The sequence below is a fragment of the Variovorax brevis genome, from assembly GCF_030317105.1.
GTDB lineage: Bacteria > Pseudomonadota > Gammaproteobacteria > Burkholderiales > Burkholderiaceae_C > Variovorax > Variovorax brevis.
In genome coordinates this window covers 37,604-56,494 of the sequence record NZ_JASZYG010000001.1, presented here as the reverse complement: position 1 = coordinate 56,494, position 18,891 = coordinate 37,604, and the positions used below count along the sequence as shown (strand labels likewise).

The window sequence follows — 18,891 nt, the reverse complement described above, 5'->3', positions numbered from 1 at the left end:
CCCTCATGCTGGAACCCACGCCACCACGGTGGTGCCTCGGCCGGGCGTGCTCTGGATGTCGAACTTTCCCTGCAGGAGGCGAACGCGCTCGCGCATGCTGGCAAGGCCAAGGCTCGCATGGTCGCGCGAGCGTCCAGGGTCGAATCCGCGGCCGTTGTCGCTCACCTCGACCTGCAATCCCTCGTCGCGCGGCGAGAGCAGCACAGACACGGCGCTCGCTTGTCCGTGGCGCGCCGCGTTGTTCAATGCCTCCTGCACCACGCGATACAGGCACAGAGAAGCTTCAGCGGCCAGTGCCGCCGGCACGACGCCCGTTTCCACATCCACACGCAGTTCGCCACTGTGGGCGACTCGGTCGCACTCCGCCTTCAGCGCTTCCACCAACCCCAGGTCATCGAGCACGGAGGGGTGCAGGCGGTATGACAGCGCGTGCACGTCCTCGCTCATGTGCACCAGGTCCTCGCGCAGCGCGCGCAAGCCTTCGGGTGCGTCGGCAGCACTTTCCATGCGACCGGCATCAATCGCGAGTCGCGCGAGGCGCTGCGTGAGGTCGTCGTGCAGTTCGCGCGCCAGGCGCCGACGCTCGTCTTCATGCGCGCTGAGCAGTTGGCCTGCGAGTTGCTGGATTTCTCGATGACTCGCCTCGACCGCGGTCCGGCTCTCCCGGGTCTGGTCTTCGGCAAGCCTGCGTTCGGTGATGTCGACATCGCAGCCGACGAAGCCGGTGAAACTGCCGTCCGCTCCATGTTTCGGAACGCCTGTGGCAAGCAGCCATCGATAGGCGCCATCAGCCCGGCGCACTCGATATTCAAAGAGGAATGGCGTGCGCGCCTCGATCGCCGGGACGTAGATGCCGAGACAGTGATCCCGGTCTTCCGGATGGACTGCGTCCAGCCAGCCCTCGCCCAGCAACTTTTCGATCGGCAGCCCTGTGAACTCGACGCAGTTGTAGTTGAGGTAGTCAAGCGTCGTGTCCGCCCGTGCCGTCCAGAGCATGACGGGCGCGCGATCGATCATGCGGCGAAAGCGCTCGTCGGCCTCGCGATGGGCTTGCTCCGCGCTTGCACGTCGCCTTCCGCGAATCCACAGCGCGAACAGGGTTGCGGTCTGGATGGCGACGACGATCAAAGGCGCGGCAACGGCGTGTCTCATAGTCGAACGAGCCTTCCACTGCCCAGGTTGACGGTGAAGTGCGTAGGGGCCGTGTTGAGTATCCGGGGGCAAGGACAAACACACAACCCAGCGAACGTGATCATCGCGCAGATCGTGGTGCTTGGCGAGGCGGCTGGGCGCGAGGTGAGGATCGAAGCCGTGGGGTGTTTCTCGCAACCTTTGCCGCGCGCTTATTGCGGCGCCTCGCTAGTGTCGTGAGTTAGAAGTTCGCAGACAAAATCGCTCGACGCTTGCCAGGATGTCGTCAGCAGATTTGGCCCAGTTGAAGGGGTGCGGATCTGCGTTGTTGATGTCCAGATACTGCTTGATGGCCTGCTCAAGCTGGCGGGTCGAGCGATGGGTGCCGCGGCGGATGTACTTTTCGGTGAGCGTGGCAAACCAGCGCTCGACTTGGTTGAGCCAGGAAGCCGAAGTGGGCGTGAAATGCACATGGAACCTCGGATGGCGTGCAAACCAATTGCGGATCGTCGCCGTCTTGTGAGTGCAGTAGTTGTCCATCACGAGATGGATGTCCATGCCGCCCGGCACGTTGGCCTCCACGGTACGCAGGAACTGCAAGAACTCGCTGCTGCGGTGGCGCCGGTGGAGTTCGCCGATCACCTCGCCCGTGGCGATGTCCAGTGCCGCGAACAAGGTCGTGGTGCCGTGGCGCATGTAGTCGTGGGTGCGCCGCTCGGGGATGCCGGGGGCCAGCGCAAGGATGGGTTGCGTGCGGTCCAGCGCCTGAATCTGGCTCTTCTCGTCCACACAAAGCACCATGGCCTTGAGCGGTGGATCCAGGTACAGGCCCACGATGTCGCGCACCTTTTCCACAAACAGCGGATCGCTGGACAGCTTGAACGTCTCCTGGCGGTGCGGCTGCAAGCCGAAAGCGCGCCAGATGCGTGCGACGGCCGTCTGCGACAAGTCCATCTCGCGCGCCATGGTGCGCGTGCTCCAGTGAGTCGCATCCGCAGGAATGGTCTCCAATGTGCGCGCGATGACCGCGTCAACACGCGCATCGTCGATGCTGCGCGGGGTGCCAGGGCGAGGCGCGTCAAGCAGGCCGTCCAGGCGGTGTTCAACGAAGCGGGCGCGCCACTTGGAAACCGTTTGGGGTGTCACGCGCTGGCGAACGGCAACCGCCTTGTTCTCCATGCCGTCGGCGCAACCCAGCACGATGCGCGCGCGCAGGGCCTGCGCCTGCGCGGTCTTGCGCCGCAGGGTCAATGCCGTGAGTTGCTCGCGCTCCGCGTCGCTGAGCACGAGTTGCGCCTTGGGTCTGCCTCTCATGATCACCTCGTCGTGTTGCCACACTACACGATTGATCCGTTGGCAGACAATTAATTCAACGAATTTCTAACTCAGGACACTAGTCAAACACGCAACGCGCTGGATGAAGTCGAGCCCGATCGCGATGTGCTTTTTTGATTCTGTCTTGCCCCCTTAAGCAGTCACGAAGAATTTGCGCGTCAAAACGTGTTGCTTGTCCATCGGGATCGAATGACTGCTCTTGTCAGCACACTCGACACCACAACTTCATCCGGTCCAAATCGGACGTGTATTTCGGTGTCGGGACGGGCGCGACCAGTTGCTGCATTGTGCGCCGACCTCCACTTGGGCGGCGAATATGGCAGTCGTTCGATATGGCGACCGCGAGCACCCGAGAGCATGTAGCCGAGCTTAGACTGTTGGGCTTGGAACCGGTCACCGGGTCTGAGCTCATCACTCGCGCTCCAGTTGGCGGCATCAGGCGCGCGCCTGGCGCTGTCCGACATCGACGCCAACGGTTTAACCCAGACCTTGCGCCTGCTGCCGTCGGGCACCGACGTGCGCGGCTACAAGCTCGACGTGTCCTCGCGAGATGCCGTGTTCACCCACGCCAATGACGTGAAGCGCGACTTCGGCTTTACGCACTTCGTCTTCAACAACGCCGGGACCACCATCGTCGGCACGTTCGAGAACCTGGACATCGATGAGATCGAGTGGCAGCTCGGCATCAACCTGTGGGGCGTGATCTACGGCAGCAAAGCCTTCCTGCCGACGATGTTGGCGCAGCGAGATGGCTGCATCGTCAACATCTCCAGCGTATTCGGGTTCATCGGTTTTCCGGCGCAGAGCGCCTACAACATTTCCAAGTTCGGCGTGCGCGGGCTCACTGAGTGCCTGTGGCGCGAACTCGAAGGTACCGGGGTTCGCGCAGTGAGTGTGCATCCGGGCGGCATCAAGACCAACATCGAGCGGGTCGGCCGGCGCTGCAAGCTCGCCGGCGAGAAGGAGGCTGGCTTCTCCGCGCTGGCAGCCAAGCTCCTGACCACACCGCCCGAAAAATGCGCTGCCAACATCCTGAAGGGGGTGCAGCGCGGAAAGAAGCGCGTGGTCACGGGCAATCAGTCTGCGCCGCTGTTCTGGCTGTCACGTTTGATGCCGAACAACTACCACAGCGTCGTCAAGCTGATCGCGTAAATGGCGGGCGGCGCGCCTCGCAACGGCGTGGCGAGCCCGCCGACGTTGGGATCGCAGCACTGCTGAGCAATCGAAATGCAGCACGCGAGGTTGTGCTGCCTACGCGCTCTCACTTTTCTCGCCTTCGATCGAGAGGCTTAGGCCAGCAAGCAGCAACGTCATTCCAAAGACGAGCGTGTACGCGAACACGATCAGGCGTTGACTGCTTTCTGAAGACAGAGAAGGAAGGTTCAAACCCATGCCAAAAAGCAAGGTGATGGTGCTCGCGAAAAATGCGGGTCGTGCAAGGGCCCGAGCGCCGCTGTCCGTCCTGCGCCAGATTCTTTTGCCCACGAAAACATAAAGCATGCCGGCGATGCCCAGGGCCATCAAGCTTGCGATCCCGATCGCGGAGTAAAAGAGCCACCCGATGACTGTATGAACGGCCGGATTGCCAACGATCATTGATCCAAATGCAACGCGTGCCAGCGCATCGACCAGCACAAGAGGAAATAGCCATTCGCCACGCGCATCTCGAAGCATTGATGTCGACAGCCACAGGCCCAGCAGCCCATCGAGCAAGGCATAGTAGCCGTCATTGGGCATCGGCAGCCTCATGCTCGACAGGGAGGTACAGGCGAGGTAGAGCGCGAATAGCCCATTGAACAGGCCCCGAAGAATGAAAACGTTCTTCACAGGAGATCTTGTTGAGAAGCCGCCGAAGTCACAACAAAAAACACGCGCGAATTGTCCACCGGGTCATGCTTGGAGCGCAACAATAGGCGTGTTCCATCTGTTCCATTCAGGTGGATGCGGACCATGCGGGAGGCACTGGGCGACCACCTTGCAAGCCGCTATTGGAGCTCACGCATGGCATGGCGTTAACCTTGACGAAGGCAGGTACAGATGCGATCAGCCCGATTTTTCGTCTGCGTGATCGTGGCGCTGGCGCTTGCAGGCTGCGCAAGCCGGCCCATCAACGCGCCCGTTGCCCAAGTGGACCCGCAATCTGGATACCGGCCCCAGTTGCTCGTGCCGAAGCGGCAGAACAACGATCCGCAAACGTTGTTCGTGGTCTCGTTCTCCGGCGGAGGCACACGCGCCGCTGCATTCTCCTTTGGAGTGTTGGAGGAGTTGCGCCGCACCGAGATCACGGTGGATGGTCAGCGCCGGCGGCTCATTGATGAGGTCGACATCATCACCGGCGTGTCCGGGGGAAGCTTCACCGCGCTGGCGTATGCGCTGTACGGCGAGCGCCTTTTCGACGAGTATGAGCAACGCTTCCTAAAACGGGACGTCGAGGGGGCGTTGGTCCGGCGCGTCGCGAATCCATTCAATTGGTGGAAGATCATCGGCGGCAGCGGCGGGCGCTCCGAGCTTGCTGCCGAATACTACGATGAGATCCTGTTCGAGGGCGCGACCTTCCGCGACCTTCTCGGCAAAAACGCTCCCGTCGCGGTCGCGACCGGCACGGACATCTCGACCGGTTCTCGCCTTGCATTTTCCCAAAACGACTTTGACCTGCTGTGCTCCGATTTCAACAGCGTTCGTCTGTCGCGCGCCGCCGCCACGTCCTCTGCCGTTCCTGTGGTGCTGTCACCGGTAACGTTCAACAACTACGGCGGCACCTGTGGCTATCAGTTTCCACCCTGGGTGAAAGACGCCACCAAATTCGAGAAAAACGCCCGCCCAGCCGCACGCTCGCTGCAGCGCTACCGCGAGATGGAAGCGTTTCAGAACAGCCAGGAGCGCCCGTACATCCATTTGGTCGACGGCGGTGTCGCAGACAACATCGGGGTGCGCGGGGTTCTTGAGGCGCTGGAAGAACTTCAGTTCAGCACCATATACCGTAGCGAAGCCGGATTCAGCAGGCTCCGCAGGGTGGTTCTGATCGTCGTGAACGCACGTTCTGCGCCTCGCACCGACTGGGATCGTATCGAGTCGCCGCCGGGTACGGTCGTTCAGCTGCTGCAGGCGTCGGGCGTACCGATTGATCGCTATTCGTTCGAGACGGTCGAACTGATGAAGGATTTCGCAGAGATCACAAAGATCCAGCGCGAGCTTCAGGTGGCGCGGCTACGCCTGGCCGGCGCGAGCGAGGCACAGGCCGAGGCGAGCGTGCGCAAAGTCAGCGCCCACGTGCTGGATGTCAGTTTCGAAGCGCTCGACGATCCTCAGGAGCGCGCTTCCTTCATGAATCTGCCCACCAGCTTCGTTCTCTCCGCACAGGATGTGGACCGGTTGCGTGAAGTGGGCGGCCGCCTGCTGCGGCAGTCGCCCGAGTACGAATCGTTGGTATTGGAATTCGGGGGTTCAGATGCACGCGATCACGCACCGAGCCCGGTCCGCCATTGACCCGGCACGTACTCAGGTCTCCTGCAGGCGCGGCCCCAATGCGTGCTCATCCAGGGTCAGAATCGGCAGTGACATGTTCCTGGTCCTTTCATTGCGGCGCTGAAACGTCAAGCGACCATGGTCGTCAGCGCATTGCTGACTGCCTGTCGCGACTGGATGTAGCCGCAACTTCGCACGGCCATGTCAACGACGCGAGTCAATTCCTGCGATTCTGCCCGTGCTGCGTGAGCGCCGTTCTGGCAATACCCAACACCTTCGTCACGCGCTTGAGGTTGCAAGCGAGCACGTGCAGGCTCATCTCCGTGTCGACGTGCGCCATTGTCTTCGTCAAGAAGTGCACGGTGCCCATCCAGTGTATCAACGTTCCGAGCACATGCTCGATGGTTGATCGACGCAACGTCATGGCCCCCGGCTTGCGGTCCAGCCGCAGCTGCATCCGATCAATTATCGCCTCATGCTCCCATCGACGGATCTGCCTGAAGGATGAGGTTGTGCACTTGTCTTTCAGGCTGCATGTTGGGCAGGCGCTGGACCAGTACAGACGATTGCGAAGGTTGTTGTCGATCTTGCTGCACTGATAGATGGCGCGCTGACCGGCCGGGCACAGGTACTCGTCGTCCTTGGCGATGTAGATGAAGTCGGCCTTGCCGAAGCGACCGTGCGCCTTCGCGTTGGAGGTCATCGGCTTCGGCACGAAGGCCGTAATCCCTGCGTCTTCGCACGCCTTGATTTCCAGGTTGTTGAAGTAGCCACGGTCGGCGAACGCTTTCAGCTTGGACTTGCCCATCGCGTCCCGGGCAGCCAGCGCCATCCTGGTCAGCTGAGCACGGTCATGGCCAACGTTCGTCACCTCGTGCGCGACGATCAGGTGGTGTTTGCCGTCGACTGCAGCCTGGATGTTGTAGCCCACGAGACCTGTGCTCTTGCCTGTCTGAAGCATTGAGCGTGCGTCGGGGTCGGTCAGCGAGCGCTGCTGGTCCGGCTCGCTTTTGAGTTGCTCCCTGGTCTCGTCGAGCTGACGCATCTGCTCGCGCAGTCTGCTGATCTTTTCCTGAAGCCGCTCGGTCTTGGCATCGAGATCGGCACGCTGGGTTCGGTCTGCAGTCTCCAGTGCGTCGAGGTACCGTTGGATGCTCCGCTCGATTTGCTGTTGACGCCCGTTAATCTTGCCGGGCGAGAAGTTGCAATCACGGCTATTGACCGCCTTGAATTTGCTGCCGTCGATCGCCACCACCGCCTGAGAGAAGAGTTTCAGCTGTCGGCACAGCACGATGAATCGGCGGCAAACATTGCGGATGCCTTTGCCGTTGTTGTGCCGGAAGTCTGCGATCGTCTTGAAGTCGGGTGCCAAGCGGCCGGTGAGCCACATGAGTTCGATGTTGCGTTGCGCCTCGCGCTCCAGCCGGCGACTCGACTGAATGCGGTTGAGGTAGCCGTAGATGTACAGCTTGAGCAGAACCGACGGGTGGTAGGCGGGGCGCCCGGTGGCTGCGGGATCGGCACCGGCAAAACCAAGAGCATGGACATCCAACTCGCCGACGAACGCGTCGACGACGCGCACCGGATTGTCTTCGCCGACGTAGTCGTCAAGGCACTCGGGCAGCAACGTCACCTGATGTCGGTCTGCGCCTTCGATGAATCGCTTCATGTGTGGGCTGCCCATTCCGTTGCGTTGAGACAATCCAGGCGAGCGCAGTCATCTATTCAACCCGTTTTCACACAGCCTCGGCCCGTCGCTGTCCTCCAAGCCGGGCGAGCGAACTTCAGCCAATACAAGGCAGGCGGACAACAAAAGCGGTGCCTTCGTCAGTTGAGGATGAGACGCTGATCGTCCCATCGTGTCCGTGAACAATCTCCCGCGCGATGAACAGGCCGAGCCCCAAACTGGTCGCGGGGCGCTCATGCGGCTCCGACTCCCTGGAAGCGATCTGGACCAGAGGGTTGAAGATGACCTGCATGGCGTCCCCGGGTATCGGCTCGCCATAGTTCTTGACGACCACCACAACGGCGCCATCCTCAAACCGGCTTTCGAGCTTCACGGGAGATTTTGGGTCGCCGTGCTGCACGGCGTTGACCAGGAGATTTGCGAGCACTTGACGCATCCGGGCCGCATCGAAGGTGAACGTAAGTTCCGGCGCGACATGCGCCTCGATCTTCCGGCTCGGATAAGCCGCAGCGCATTCCTCAACTGCCTGCTCACACAAAGCACTGAAGTCTCCACGTCGTGGTGTGACCTTGATGCCACGGCCGAGCCGAGTGCGGGTGTACTCCAGCAGGTCGGTGATCATTTCATTGATGGACGCGATGCTGTGCTTGGCAACGCGCACCGCGCGCTCGTTCTGCGCACCGTTTGTGGGATGGCCAAGCAACTGAAGACACGAGCCGAGAGCGCCCAGGGGGCTGCGCAGGTCATGGCCCAGGACGGCCAGGAAAGTGTCCCTTGATTTCGACATCTCCTCCGAATAAGAGAACAGTGCTTCGGCGAGTGCTTGGTCTATGCCCTCGTTGAACCGAATGACCTCTTCGAGGACCGAGGCGTCAACCGTGCCAACATTTCGCATCCACAGCCGCAAGACCGATGCTCGGAGCGCCCGGTATTCCGCGCTCACCTGGCTGACATCGAAGCCGACGCTGTGGCGTAGCTTGCCGTGAACCGATGAAAAAGACGCCTTGGCGCTCTGCGGGGCCAGACCCTTGCCCTTCGCCTCGCGCTGGTCCTCCGACTGGTTCGAGTCCATCTCGCTGGCAATGTCGAGCAGGATGTCGTGGGCGTGGTCGCGAAGCTCGATGACCGACATGGTCTCCGCAGGCGGAATCATCGTGCGCGCAAAAGCCTCCCAGTCCTCCATGATTTCTTCGATGTTGGCTTGGATGAACTGGCTCAGGCGCATAGCGTGAGTATGCCTCCGCATCGGCGATGCTTCGCAAAATGGTACTCGTTGCGAACCGTTCTCGAAGGAATGATGACAAGCAGCGCTCAAGCACCGCCGGCCTAGGTGGACGAGTAGCGCGAAAGACTGCTCCCAGGTGAAACGCGGAAGCGCAATCACGGCCAACAGCGGTCGCTCGTAACTGTCTGGTCCGAGGCCCTTCGCTAGCGCCCTGATCGTCGGTAAGCCGCTTTCTAAGGTTAGTCGAACGGCCAAGTGACCTACTCCAACTTGATTCCCCGAGCGGTGATGATGTTGTTCATGATCGCGGCCTCATCTTTGATACGGCTCTTCAAACCATCGGGAGATGTGCCCAGAGCTTGCCAACCCTGCGTCAAGAGCTTCTGGCGGGTTTCCTCACTGCGGATGATCTTCGGTACCTCGGCGTTCAGGCGGTCCTGCGCGGCTTTTGACAGCTTTGCTGGGCCGATCAGAGCGGTCCACACTTCGAGGTTGAAGTCCCGCACACCGGAATCGGCCAACGGCGGCACTTCCGGAACCACGGCGCTGCGCCCGCTGGTCAGACCGATGGCTTTGAGTTTGCCGGCCTTGACCTGTGGCATGGCGATTCCGGGGGGCACCAAAGCCATCTGAATCTCGCCACCCAAGAGGCCCGTGATGACTTCAGGGTTGCCCTTGAACGGGACGTGCATAGGCACCAAGCCCTTGGTCTTCGTCTTGAGCACTTCCATGCCCAAATGACCGACGGAGCCATTGCCGACCGACCCGTAGTTCCACTTGTCACCGTTCTGTGCAGCAGCAGCAAAGAAGGCGGCGCCTTCGGGCGACTTCGCGGGTGCTACCAGCACCAGCGGTGCTGTCGCCAGCAGCGAGATGTAGCTAAAGTCCTTGGCGGGGTCATAGGGCAGCTTCGGGTACAGCATCTTGGCCGAAGTCAGGTTGCCGTTGATGACGATACCGAGCGTGTGATCGTCGGTGGCTTTGGCCACTTGATCCGCCGCGATGTTGCCGGATGCGCCAGCCTTGTTTTCGACAATCACGGCCTGACCAAGCACCTTCGCCAGGGGCTCTGCCAAGCTCCGCGCAACGATGTCGGGCGTCGAACCTCCGGGGAACCCGACAAGGATGCGCACCGTCTTCGTGGGCCATGCTTCCGGAGTGGCGGCAGACACGGCCGAAGAAAGGGATAGGCAAAGAGCGGAGGCGGAAAGTAGTAGCTGTCGTCTGGAGTTCATGTGATGTCTCGGTTAGTTTGAAATATGGGCTGCGACTGTGGCTGCGGATGTCTAAGCCGACACCAAGGCTTGCGCCACGCCCGCGGGGTTTGAGAAGAAGGGCGAGTGACTTGTATCCAGCGTGTGAACCCTCCTGCACGGCATGGCGGCGACCATGCTGCGCTGCACGGAAAGGCTGATGGCGCGGTCCTGAAGGCATTCGATGTAGACGCGGTCGATCCGGCCATAACGCTCGGGCGTGACTTGTATCGGTGCTCGACCCATCGCACCGGATTCGGCTGTGACAAGGCGGGTCGCCAGTGCAACGTCCGCATCAGAGCAGTCTTGATAAAAGACTTCACGCACAAACGCTGGGTCAAGGTCAGATACACCAGTTGCGGGGTCGCGACGCACCGCTTTGGAGGTCCTTGCCTGTGTATCGCTTACGGCGATGGATCCCATGGTTTTACCCGGTGGCACCAGGAACGCTGTGAGGTAGACCAGCCGCTTGATCTTGTCCGGCCGCGCTTCGCCGGCAAGCGAGACGGTACCCCCGCCGAGGCTATGGCCTACCAGCACGACTGGTTCAGGGGCCGCGTCCAGAACACGGGTGACGGCGGAGACATAGTCGGCGGGCGTCAACTTTGCCAATTCCTTCGGATCACCTCCACGACCGGGGAGATCGATCGCTGTGACACGATGGCCTTGAGCCGTCAGCAAGGGGACAACCTTGTTCCAGCACCACGAGCCATGCCACTGCCCGTGAACCAAAACAAAGTGCTCCCTCTCAGCCCGCATGGTGGCGCAACCGCCAAGCGCAATGGCGGCGCTCGCAACTCCAAGATGCTGAATGGCTCGGCGGCGTTGCAGTGAAAACGTTGTGTTCATGATGTCTCCTGAGGTTGTGGTCGGGTTATTGCTGGTCCTGTCCGAGGTAAGCGCCGTCGGCCTCCAGCCGGGTCTGCAAAACTCTGATGTTCAATTCCCGTGGACGGATGCTTGCTTGGACAGCGAGCGCGGCGGCAGTGCCAGCCGCCTGTCCCATGACAAAGCAGCCTCCCGAAACGCGGGCGGCGGACTGGCCCATGTGAGTCATGGATGCGCAGCGACCAGCAACCAAGAGGTTGTCTACCTGACGGGGCAACAACATGCGGTAGGGCAGATGGTTGAAGCCGCGTGAGTTGGGTATGTCCTGCCACTTGAACGCGATGTTCCCGGCAACGTGCTCCTCGATCATCCAGCCGTTGACACCGATGCTGTCGTCAAAGCTGGCGCACTGCAGTACGTCTTCCTCAGTCAACTGGTACTCGCCGACGACGCGACGCGTTTCGCGCACGCCGACCTGCGGGGCAATTTCCAGGATGTAAGAGTTTTCGAAGCCCGGCGCCGACTCTCGCAGGAACTGAAAGAAGTCCACGATCTGGCGACGACCCTGCACCTCTGCATCGCTCAGTTGCGCCGCGTTGGTACCGTCCACCGGGGAACCATCGGCGTTCGCCAGTTGGGTCACGTTGGCTCGCCACTCTGCGGGATTCTTTTGGGGACGGATGATCGGCGTCTTGCGCGGGAACTTGCGGCCGAGCTTCTCGGCTTCGTCCATCAACCCGCCGAACTTGTTGTACGCATCGCCTGCAAGTGCAGCGTCCACGCCGTTGACGCGGAACATCGTCGAGGGGTACATCATGTCGTGGCCGCTCGTGCCCTTCTCGAAGGGTGCCCCAGCGAATGCCGCGAGGTCGCCGTCACCGGAACAATCGATGAACGTCTTGGCGAGGACGGCGTATCGGCCCGACTTGGTCTCGATCAGCGCGGCACGGATCTCGTTGGGTCCGTTCATCAGGACGCCGACCAGGTTTGCATGAAATAGCAGTTGCGCCCCGCTATCGAGCACGAGGTCGTCGGCGGCAACCTTGAAGGCCGCGTTGTCGTAGGCCTGCGCTGCGATCTTGTTGCCGAAAATCACATGAGGCTCATTGAGGCCGCCCAAGGCGCTGATGCGTGCCAGGAGGTCGTCCGCAACGCCATGCACCACCTGCTTGATCGTGCCGTGGACGTTGGCGTGCAAGCCACAGAAGTTCGTCACACCGGCGGCCGTACCCATGCCGCCCAGGAAGCCGTAGCTCTCGATCAGCAAGGTGGACTGGCCGGCTCGTGCTGAAGCGGTAGCGGCTGCGATGCCGGCTGGGCCGCCGCCCAACACGACAACGTCGTACTCACCCCAGACGGGGGTGTCACGGCTGGGCTCGTTCAAGGTGGCTGGCTTGGCGTTCTGCATGGTTTTGTCTCGGTTGGTTCTGGGTTGCCTGAATTCTGGTTTTGGCCGAGTATTTCGGCAATGGCATACGCTCAATACCTAAAAACGGGAATCTAAATAATGGATCTGAAGCTCCTGACCGTCTTCGATGAGGTTTACAAGACACGCAGCGTCTCGCGGGCGGGCGAGAACCTTGGCGTGGCGCAGTCTTCGATCAGCATCGCGCTGGCAAGATTGCGCCGCCACTTTGGTGATCCGCTGTTCGTTCGCACCTCGGACGGCATGCAGCCCACCCCCCACGCCACCTCACTGGTGGCGCCAGTCCGGCAAGCGTTGGAATTGCTGCGCGGCATCACGAGGCAGCAGGCCGTGTTCGACCCGGCGAAGGAGCGGCGGACGTTTCGGATCTGCATGACCGACATCACCCACCTTGTCCTCCTGCCTGCGCTCATCAACCGGCTACGCGACATCGCGGCGGGAATCAACGTGGAAATTACGCACATCTCCGGGTTGACGCCCAAGATGCTGGAGTCGGGGGAGGCGGACTTGGCAGTCGGCTTCATGCCGCAGTTGGAGGCTGGCTTCTACCAGCAGAAGCTCTTTGACCAGGACTTCTCATGCGTGGTACGTCGCGACCACCCGCGCATCCATTCACGGCTCACGCAGGCGATGTTCAGGCGAGAGAACCACGTGTTGGTGACCGCCGCTGGCACCGGACAGAACTTGGTGGAGGAGGAGTTGGAACGCCTTGGCGTTCACCGCAACGTGGCCCTTCGGCTTCCCAACTACCTCGGCATAGGCGGCCTTGTCGCAAGCACGGACCTGATGGTGACCGTGCCGCAGCGCGTGGCTGAAACGTTGGTCCGGATCGCTGATGTGAAACTGCTGGCGCCTCCCTTCCATCTGCCCGCCTTCGCGATCAAGCAGCATTGGCATGACCGATATCAGCAAGACGCGGCTAACCGTTGGCTCCGGTCCGTTATTTCGGACCTGTTTCTTGAATAGTGCAGTGTTGGTGGACGGCAACCGGCGCTGACGAGAGGCTCCTGACGAAGATTTGGTCCTGGCGTTTTGAACGGCCGCTTTGCGCCCTCCCAAGCCTCATACGCAAAGTCAGCTCAGGGCCCTCAGCCGAAGTTCGACGCTCTCAAAAGCGGTCACTGAGGACAGGTCGCCATCTCTTTGCCTTGCAGCACAATCGCCGCAGGCAGAGAGATCGAATGCTTCACCTGGTACTCCACGAACGCGCCGGCCACGCATGGCCCCGCTAGACCCGACAAGACGCGCATTTGTAGGTCTTCCGTCGCGAGTTCAATTCATTCCAGATGGCTTTCGCACGAGCCGGGGTCGGAACGTTCATCTCCACCCACTGCGCAAGCGTCGAGATTGGGCGGCTGCTTCTACCGAAGGTCTTCGAGGAAGTTCACGTTTGGCAATGGCGTGCACCTCTCTAGAAGCAAGCGCTTCGACTCAGATAGTCGGAGTCGACCTGCCGTCGAATGCAACCCGCTAGAAAACATCGTCCGTCAGCCTGTCATGTGACATCAAAAACACAAAGCGGCTGGTATGGGTCTACACGAGCTCTGAACCAAGAGGTGATACGTGCGGCAGCCATGACCGAGTTCCGGTCTACTGTGTTGCTTTCAATCTCCGAGTCCCTGATGATGCGAATGTTGGACTCTAACAAGCCCAGTCCCAGCCTAAACACTGGCGGCCCTCTTCGCAACGCCTCCATGACGCAATCCCACGCATAGTTAATCCGCTCCTGCGTGCTTGGGGGCGGGAATCGTCGAGTACCGAGAATCATCTGAGGCACACTTCGCTGTAGCAGCAGCGTCGCCTCAAGAATCTTTCCGTCGGGTATGTCTTGCCTCTTTGCTGAGAGTTCTAGGACCCAACGCTCCCATCCTTCATTCCCCGAACCGCTCGGCGCAAATACGAGCGCATATGCCGCAGCCACTGCGGCATATGCATTCTCTGCACCCTGCTCAACAAAATTCATGGCCGGCTTTGCAACCGCCAACGCTGCATCCAGGTCCCCAGTCTGAAGAAACGACATCAAGGAACTTGCATCCGGGTCGGTAACAGATAGCTCGATGCGACGCGAATCAGGAAAATCAGGATTCGGAACAATCGCCGCTTGAAATACATCATCGGTGGACCCATCCATACCAATCCAACGGTCTGGGATACTCGCCACGTTTTGAATCACGGCGTTGCTATCGGAGTTATCAACAAGAACTCCGTAGTACCTAGTCGGCAGAGTTGAGCGGTTTCGACCTCGTTCTGCGACTTTCCATTGAGAGTTTGCCGGTCCGGAACGAGGAGACCGAACCTTCGTCGGTTGCAGTGCCACGGCGCGCCCAAATGAGTTCCTTGCCGCGTCATCTGCAGTCTGGCTCAAGTCGAATATCCTTCCATAGTCATACGGAGTTTCCGCTCGAAGGCGATGGAGCACGAACGAGTCGTCTGATTCGATTCGCAGAGGACTCGAAGCGCCATTTAGCGCTGTAAGCCAGTTAGATACCGGCCCAGGAAGAAGTTGTCTTTTCCATTGGCCAATGGAGGACGTGCCGTCACCCTTTGTGATGAACGGTTGCACGGGCCTGTCGACGAATCCCACGAATCCCTCCACAGGGGCAAGTTCCCCAGTAGCTGCGCGTACTTTGCGATGCCGACCGGGCATGACGCCATGCACAACCAAGGTCCAATCTTGGTCGTCGGGTGGTACTTGGACCTCTTGAACGATGGACTCTCCCGAGGGAAGACGCGCTCGGATTCGATATGCCCCGGGGGCGAGGTGCACGTGTTCTCCAGTCGGTCTTCCCCCTATCGGAATCACAGCATTGAACACTGCTGCTCGTTCGGCCTCGCCAAGCACGTGCATGGGGTAGATGTCCGCAACCGCAGATGCACTCGCGACTTCACCCTCAATCGCACTCCGGGGTATCGCGATGACTTCAGCACTCATTCTTGCTCCTTGCACGGAATCGCAACGACTGCCTTCGGGGGTTGAGGCTGCCACTTAGCCATCCCAATTTCGTTTGCCGATTTCGATGCATACGCCCGGAACTCATAGTCGGCCATCTTCAACATCACGTGCCACGGTCTTCCAACGGCTGGATGCCTTATTTCCGTGTTGCCGCTCAAGTCTCTGTGCTCCAACACCGATGTTGGCAGCACGCCAACCGGCGTACAGGTCACCATCACCGGGACGACGGGAGCGCCCGCAACCCAATGCATCCTCAATCGCGGAGTCGGCGAATCGATTTCCATCCATTGCTCCGAGGAATCGGGGTCTAGATTCATAAACCAATCGACGCCGGCTTGAATAGAGGTTGTATCGACGACCCACTTGCCGTCTCCAGCCTGAGTTGCTGCCGCACCTTGCATCGCCTTGATAAACGCTTCAGTAAAGCGCGACGGACCTCTTTTGGCTCCAAACGCTGTCGCTTTGAGTCTCGTGGACCTAATCACTGCTTGCACCTTGGCACTGCGGGCTTCGCTGGGAAGCGCCCTCAGAATCGCGGGAACATTCTCTAACCCTACGGTCTCATCGGCCGCCGCTTTTACAACGTTCCGGCAAGCATCGAAAACAAAGATTTGGGTCTTAGCCTTGCAAGACTGCATTCCGGTAATCAACCCGCTCGGACTGAATGACTCAGCAAGGTGGTCTCCGTTCGAGGTATCACCGTAGCCCTCGAGCAGCAAGGCTTCTTCCTCTCCCACACTCAGTCCGTGCCCGCAAAAGAACATGACGGAGACGTTGTTGGGGTTCGAATCCGCCCGTTTTTTCCACTTGACGACCGCTCTTCGCACATGAGCAAACGTCGGCGCTTCAGTCAATGTCGGCTTGCCTTGAAAGTCAACGACGGCGAACTCTGGAGACGCATAAACGTCCAATCGGGCCAACGGCAATCCATTGAAGTCAAACCCCGTCTGCAACCATTTGCACATGACTTGAGCGGAGACAGGGGCGGCATTCAACTGCTTCATGCCCGCCGCCCCCTGGAAGGTTGGCCGCTCATTGCCGCCCACCAGAAATGGATAGCGTCCCACGCCGATGACTAGCGCGTGAACACCAGCGTTCAAATCCTCACCCGAGTCAACCAAAACCGTCATTCAAGTCCTCGCAGTAGAAATTTCCGTCCATAGTTCGACTTAGCCCCAGGAATCGACCGGAATCCAACTCCAGGGCCGGGCAAAGTCGCGGAGTTTCTCGCTACGACCTGCTCGAAGCGCCTTGCGAATCATCGTTGTCAGTACCTGGTCTTCCCAATCGTCAGTCGTTCCAAGCCCGATTCTTTCTAGCGAGCGAAGAAAGGGGTCCAAGTAGTCGAACTGCAAGTCACCCACGTCTGCAGCCTCGCAGTTCCAGCGCGTGACAGCTTGATTTGCAACGATGTCCTTGATGTAGAGCGCTCTTACGACAGGGTGCGGATGAAAGTGTTCGGCCCTTGCAACCAATCTGCACTGTTCCAAGTAGATGAACATCGTCGCAACTGCCATGCTTGCAAGAGCGGCGCAGTGGATTCGCATCTCCGATTCCGAGGCCTGTGGTGCAACCTTGCGAAGCCAGGATTGCCTGCTGTCTGCAAGCTTCGCCAATGTCTCGACATATTGAAGCAGCAGACTTGCGCCAATAGCGTCTGCTTGATACTCCCAGTACTGCCGCAACCGCTTCTGGCGAACTCGGCCTCGATGCTCAGCAACATGCTCGACGAGGGAGGGCAGCCTCAAGAGTTGCTCGAGCGCTTGGACGTGACCGCAGGCGACGTGCCCCAGTTCATGTAGCACCAGGAATGAAACGCAAAGGTCGGCGAGCACGTACGCGGCATCCATGCGCTCAGGAGTGAGCGCGTGTTCTATACGCACCATGTCGCTCGGTGCCGACGGGTCCATGATGAACCTCGCCTCCCATCTAAATTCGGTGTCATCCTCAGGCGCAGTTGGCAACGATGGGAGCACATCACTATCGGACAGAATGGCCGCGAAGAGCATCGTCAGCAGCGGTATCGCTGCGGCACTGATGCCAACGACCAAATCCTGCCCTTCCCGCCAGGCGGCTGCATTGAACTTGGAGGTATCGACGTAGCGGCTTCGAATATCGCCCTGAAAGCCAGCCGGAGCATAGGACTCGACAAATGACTGAGCAGCCTCCGCGAATCGTGCTTCAACGTTGCTGAAGTGCTCCCGCATGCTCGAGGACGTAAGCCTAGCGACGTCAAACACACCGAGGTTTGAGAACGCTGACCCGTCGGAGGTTCGACTCGTACGTCTCACGAGAGGTCGCCGAGGAACATGACATTGGACGACATCAAGTCCTTGTCATACCACTCCGGCGCCGAACTCCAGGCCTTCAGATTTGGTGTTGGCTTGACCGCGACGGAACGACCTTTCCCTGGCAATCCAACAATTCGGTCAGGCGATGGCCTAGAGGGACTTTCCCCATAGAAGCTGAGCGCAGCTCCGGCCCAGGCTTGAGACGCCACTAAACGTTCAACCTGTTGATAGACAGAGGGCTCGCACGGTCCGCGAGCGCTTTGAAGGACTGAGGCGGTTTCCTGAAGGAGGAGGAGTCCCTCGGAAAAAACTGGCACACCGCGCTCGAGGCATGTTTTCAACAAGAAAGCGGCCTCATTGACATCCGATTCTTCCAGCAGCCCCCGCCGAAGCAGGAGGGCGCACCGTATCACCGCCGGGTCCGCTAGCCACGGGAAGAGGTTGTAGAGGTTGTCAAACCAACTGAGAGGGATGGCTCTCCAGCGCTCTGTTCTGAGCAAGAAGTACGCTGCCGCAACTGCTGAAACAGGGTCATCTGTCTTGTCCTGCATTAGCCGTTGCGCGACGGGCTGGTAGGACCCGACCGCATTCGCGGCTCTTAGAGAGTCGCGCGCCAAGAATTCGAGCAGCGTTTCCGCATCTCTTCGGAAAGTACTAACCACAACCTTAAGGGGCTCAGACCGAAGGTCATTCGGTTCTCTAGGAGTGAGGAACACCCGGCAAGTCCCTCCGCCTGGAAGTGCAACGAATCGCCAGGGAACAGAGGTCCCACCAAGTTGAAGTAGTCGGCACTTCTCATCAAGTTCGAAGTCGAGTTGCCGGGCCGAGTCATTGCGATAGGTTTGCCGGGGCTGGATGAAAGTAGGCCGCCACATCATGTCCTCGAACACCCAAATCTGAAGCCACACGCGGTCAAATTTTTCGATATGCACGCTCGGCGGCAGGTCAGGACTTGCCAACGAGGTATGTTCGGTCAGGCGCGGCACCGCCCATGATGACCATTCGCTACTGCTGAGGCGAGAGTCATCAAACGACACAACTCCGGTCCCGCCCTCAGCGACCTCGACACGCTTTGTCTGCGTCCTTCCCGAGGGCCAGATGAGCCGGACAAATGCCGGACCGTCGAGTGCGGAGATGTCAAATGAAGCGGGTGCCGAGGTACTCGCAGCGCCTTCCGCCACTAGGCTTCCGTCCGCATCAAGCACACGCAGAGGAAGCGCGAGTTCAGTCTGTCTTTGGCTACTCGGCGACGAGTCGGTCGACGAATAGTTTAGGTGGACCAATATGGACTTCATGG

General features: G+C 59.9%; 15 protein-coding genes. 3 read left to right on the top strand and 12 right to left on the bottom strand.

The window, feature by feature from the left end; translation table 11 throughout:
- Window positions 1–3: 3 nt before the first annotated feature.
- Window positions 4–1,152, bottom strand: a complete 1,149-nt coding sequence (locus QTI66_RS00230) for a PAS domain-containing sensor histidine kinase (protein WP_286556632.1) — start codon at window positions 1,150–1,152, stop codon at window positions 4–6.
- 207 nt (window positions 1,153–1,359) lie between these two features.
- Entirely contained in the window at window positions 1,360–2,445 is a 1,086-nt protein-coding gene (locus QTI66_RS00225; RefSeq protein ID WP_286556631.1) for an IS630 family transposase, read from the bottom strand.
- Between the two features lie 423 nt (window positions 2,446–2,868).
- Between QTI66_RS00225 and QTI66_RS00220 the strand changes: the two genes are divergently transcribed.
- Complete coding sequence (locus QTI66_RS00220) at window positions 2,869–3,618, top strand: SDR family NAD(P)-dependent oxidoreductase (protein ID WP_286557776.1); 750 nt, start codon at window positions 2,869–2,871, stop codon at window positions 3,616–3,618.
- 99 nt (window positions 3,619–3,717) lie between these two features.
- Here the strand turns inward: QTI66_RS00220 and QTI66_RS00215 are convergent, their stop codons facing one another.
- Window positions 3,718–4,293, bottom strand: coding sequence for a hypothetical protein (locus QTI66_RS00215; protein WP_286556630.1), 576 nt, complete (start codon window positions 4,291–4,293; stop codon window positions 3,718–3,720).
- A 210-nt stretch (window positions 4,294–4,503) separates the two neighbouring features.
- Between QTI66_RS00215 and QTI66_RS00210 the strand changes: the two genes are divergently transcribed.
- The gene (locus QTI66_RS00210; protein ID WP_286556629.1) at window positions 4,504–5,952 is read left to right on the top strand and encodes a patatin-like phospholipase family protein; all 1,449 of its coding nucleotides are present in this window, start codon (window positions 4,504–4,506) and stop codon (window positions 5,950–5,952) included.
- Window positions 5,953–6,148: 196 nt separating this feature from the next.
- Here the strand turns inward: QTI66_RS00210 and QTI66_RS00205 are convergent, their stop codons facing one another.
- From QTI66_RS00205 to QTI66_RS00185, 5 genes are all read right to left on the bottom strand, one after another.
- The gene (locus QTI66_RS00205) at window positions 6,149–7,600 is read right to left on the bottom strand and encodes an IS1182 family transposase (RefSeq protein ID WP_286556628.1); all 1,452 of its coding nucleotides are present in this window, start codon (window positions 7,598–7,600) and stop codon (window positions 6,149–6,151) included.
- A 115-nt stretch (window positions 7,601–7,715) separates the two neighbouring features.
- A complete protein-coding gene (locus QTI66_RS00200; protein WP_286556627.1) occupies window positions 7,716–8,843 on the bottom strand; it encodes a sensor histidine kinase in 1,128 nt (375 codons plus the stop codon).
- 260 nt (window positions 8,844–9,103) lie between these two features.
- Window positions 9,104–10,078 (bottom strand): Bug family tripartite tricarboxylate transporter substrate binding protein, encoded by a 975-nt coding sequence (locus tag QTI66_RS00195; protein ID WP_286556626.1) that lies wholly within the window; start codon window positions 10,076–10,078, stop codon window positions 9,104–9,106.
- A 51-nt stretch (window positions 10,079–10,129) separates the two neighbouring features.
- The gene (locus QTI66_RS00190) at window positions 10,130–10,945 is read right to left on the bottom strand and encodes an alpha/beta fold hydrolase (protein ID WP_286556625.1); all 816 of its coding nucleotides are present in this window, start codon (window positions 10,943–10,945) and stop codon (window positions 10,130–10,132) included.
- 25 nt (window positions 10,946–10,970) lie between these two features.
- Window positions 10,971–12,332: an FAD-dependent oxidoreductase gene (locus QTI66_RS00185; RefSeq protein WP_286557775.1), complete on the bottom strand. Its 1,362-nt coding sequence runs from the start codon at window positions 12,330–12,332 to the stop codon at window positions 10,971–10,973.
- Window positions 12,333–12,431: 99 nt separating this feature from the next.
- Between QTI66_RS00185 and QTI66_RS00180 the strand changes: the two genes are divergently transcribed.
- Window positions 12,432–13,316 (top strand): LysR family transcriptional regulator, encoded by an 885-nt coding sequence (locus QTI66_RS00180; RefSeq protein WP_286556624.1) that lies wholly within the window; start codon window positions 12,432–12,434, stop codon window positions 13,314–13,316.
- Between the two features lie 529 nt (window positions 13,317–13,845).
- On the opposite strand, the gene QTI66_RS00175 is transcribed toward QTI66_RS00180, so the two are convergent.
- The 4 genes from QTI66_RS00175 to QTI66_RS00160 form a co-directional block, all read right to left on the bottom strand.
- Window positions 13,846–14,715 (bottom strand): hypothetical protein, encoded by an 870-nt coding sequence (locus tag QTI66_RS00175; RefSeq protein WP_286556623.1) that lies wholly within the window; start codon window positions 14,713–14,715, stop codon window positions 13,846–13,848.
- Window positions 14,716–15,278: 563 nt separating this feature from the next.
- Window positions 15,279–16,433 (bottom strand): caspase family protein, encoded by a 1,155-nt coding sequence (locus QTI66_RS00170; protein ID WP_286556622.1) that lies wholly within the window; start codon window positions 16,431–16,433, stop codon window positions 15,279–15,281.
- Window positions 16,434–16,472: 39 nt separating this feature from the next.
- Entirely contained in the window at window positions 16,473–17,510 is a 1,038-nt protein-coding gene (locus QTI66_RS00165) for a M48 family metalloprotease (RefSeq protein WP_286556621.1), read from the bottom strand.
- 80 nt (window positions 17,511–17,590) lie between these two features.
- Window positions 17,591–18,889: a hypothetical protein gene (locus QTI66_RS00160; protein WP_286556620.1), complete on the bottom strand. Its 1,299-nt coding sequence runs from the start codon at window positions 18,887–18,889 to the stop codon at window positions 17,591–17,593.
- Between the last annotated feature and the right edge of the window lie 2 nt (window positions 18,890–18,891).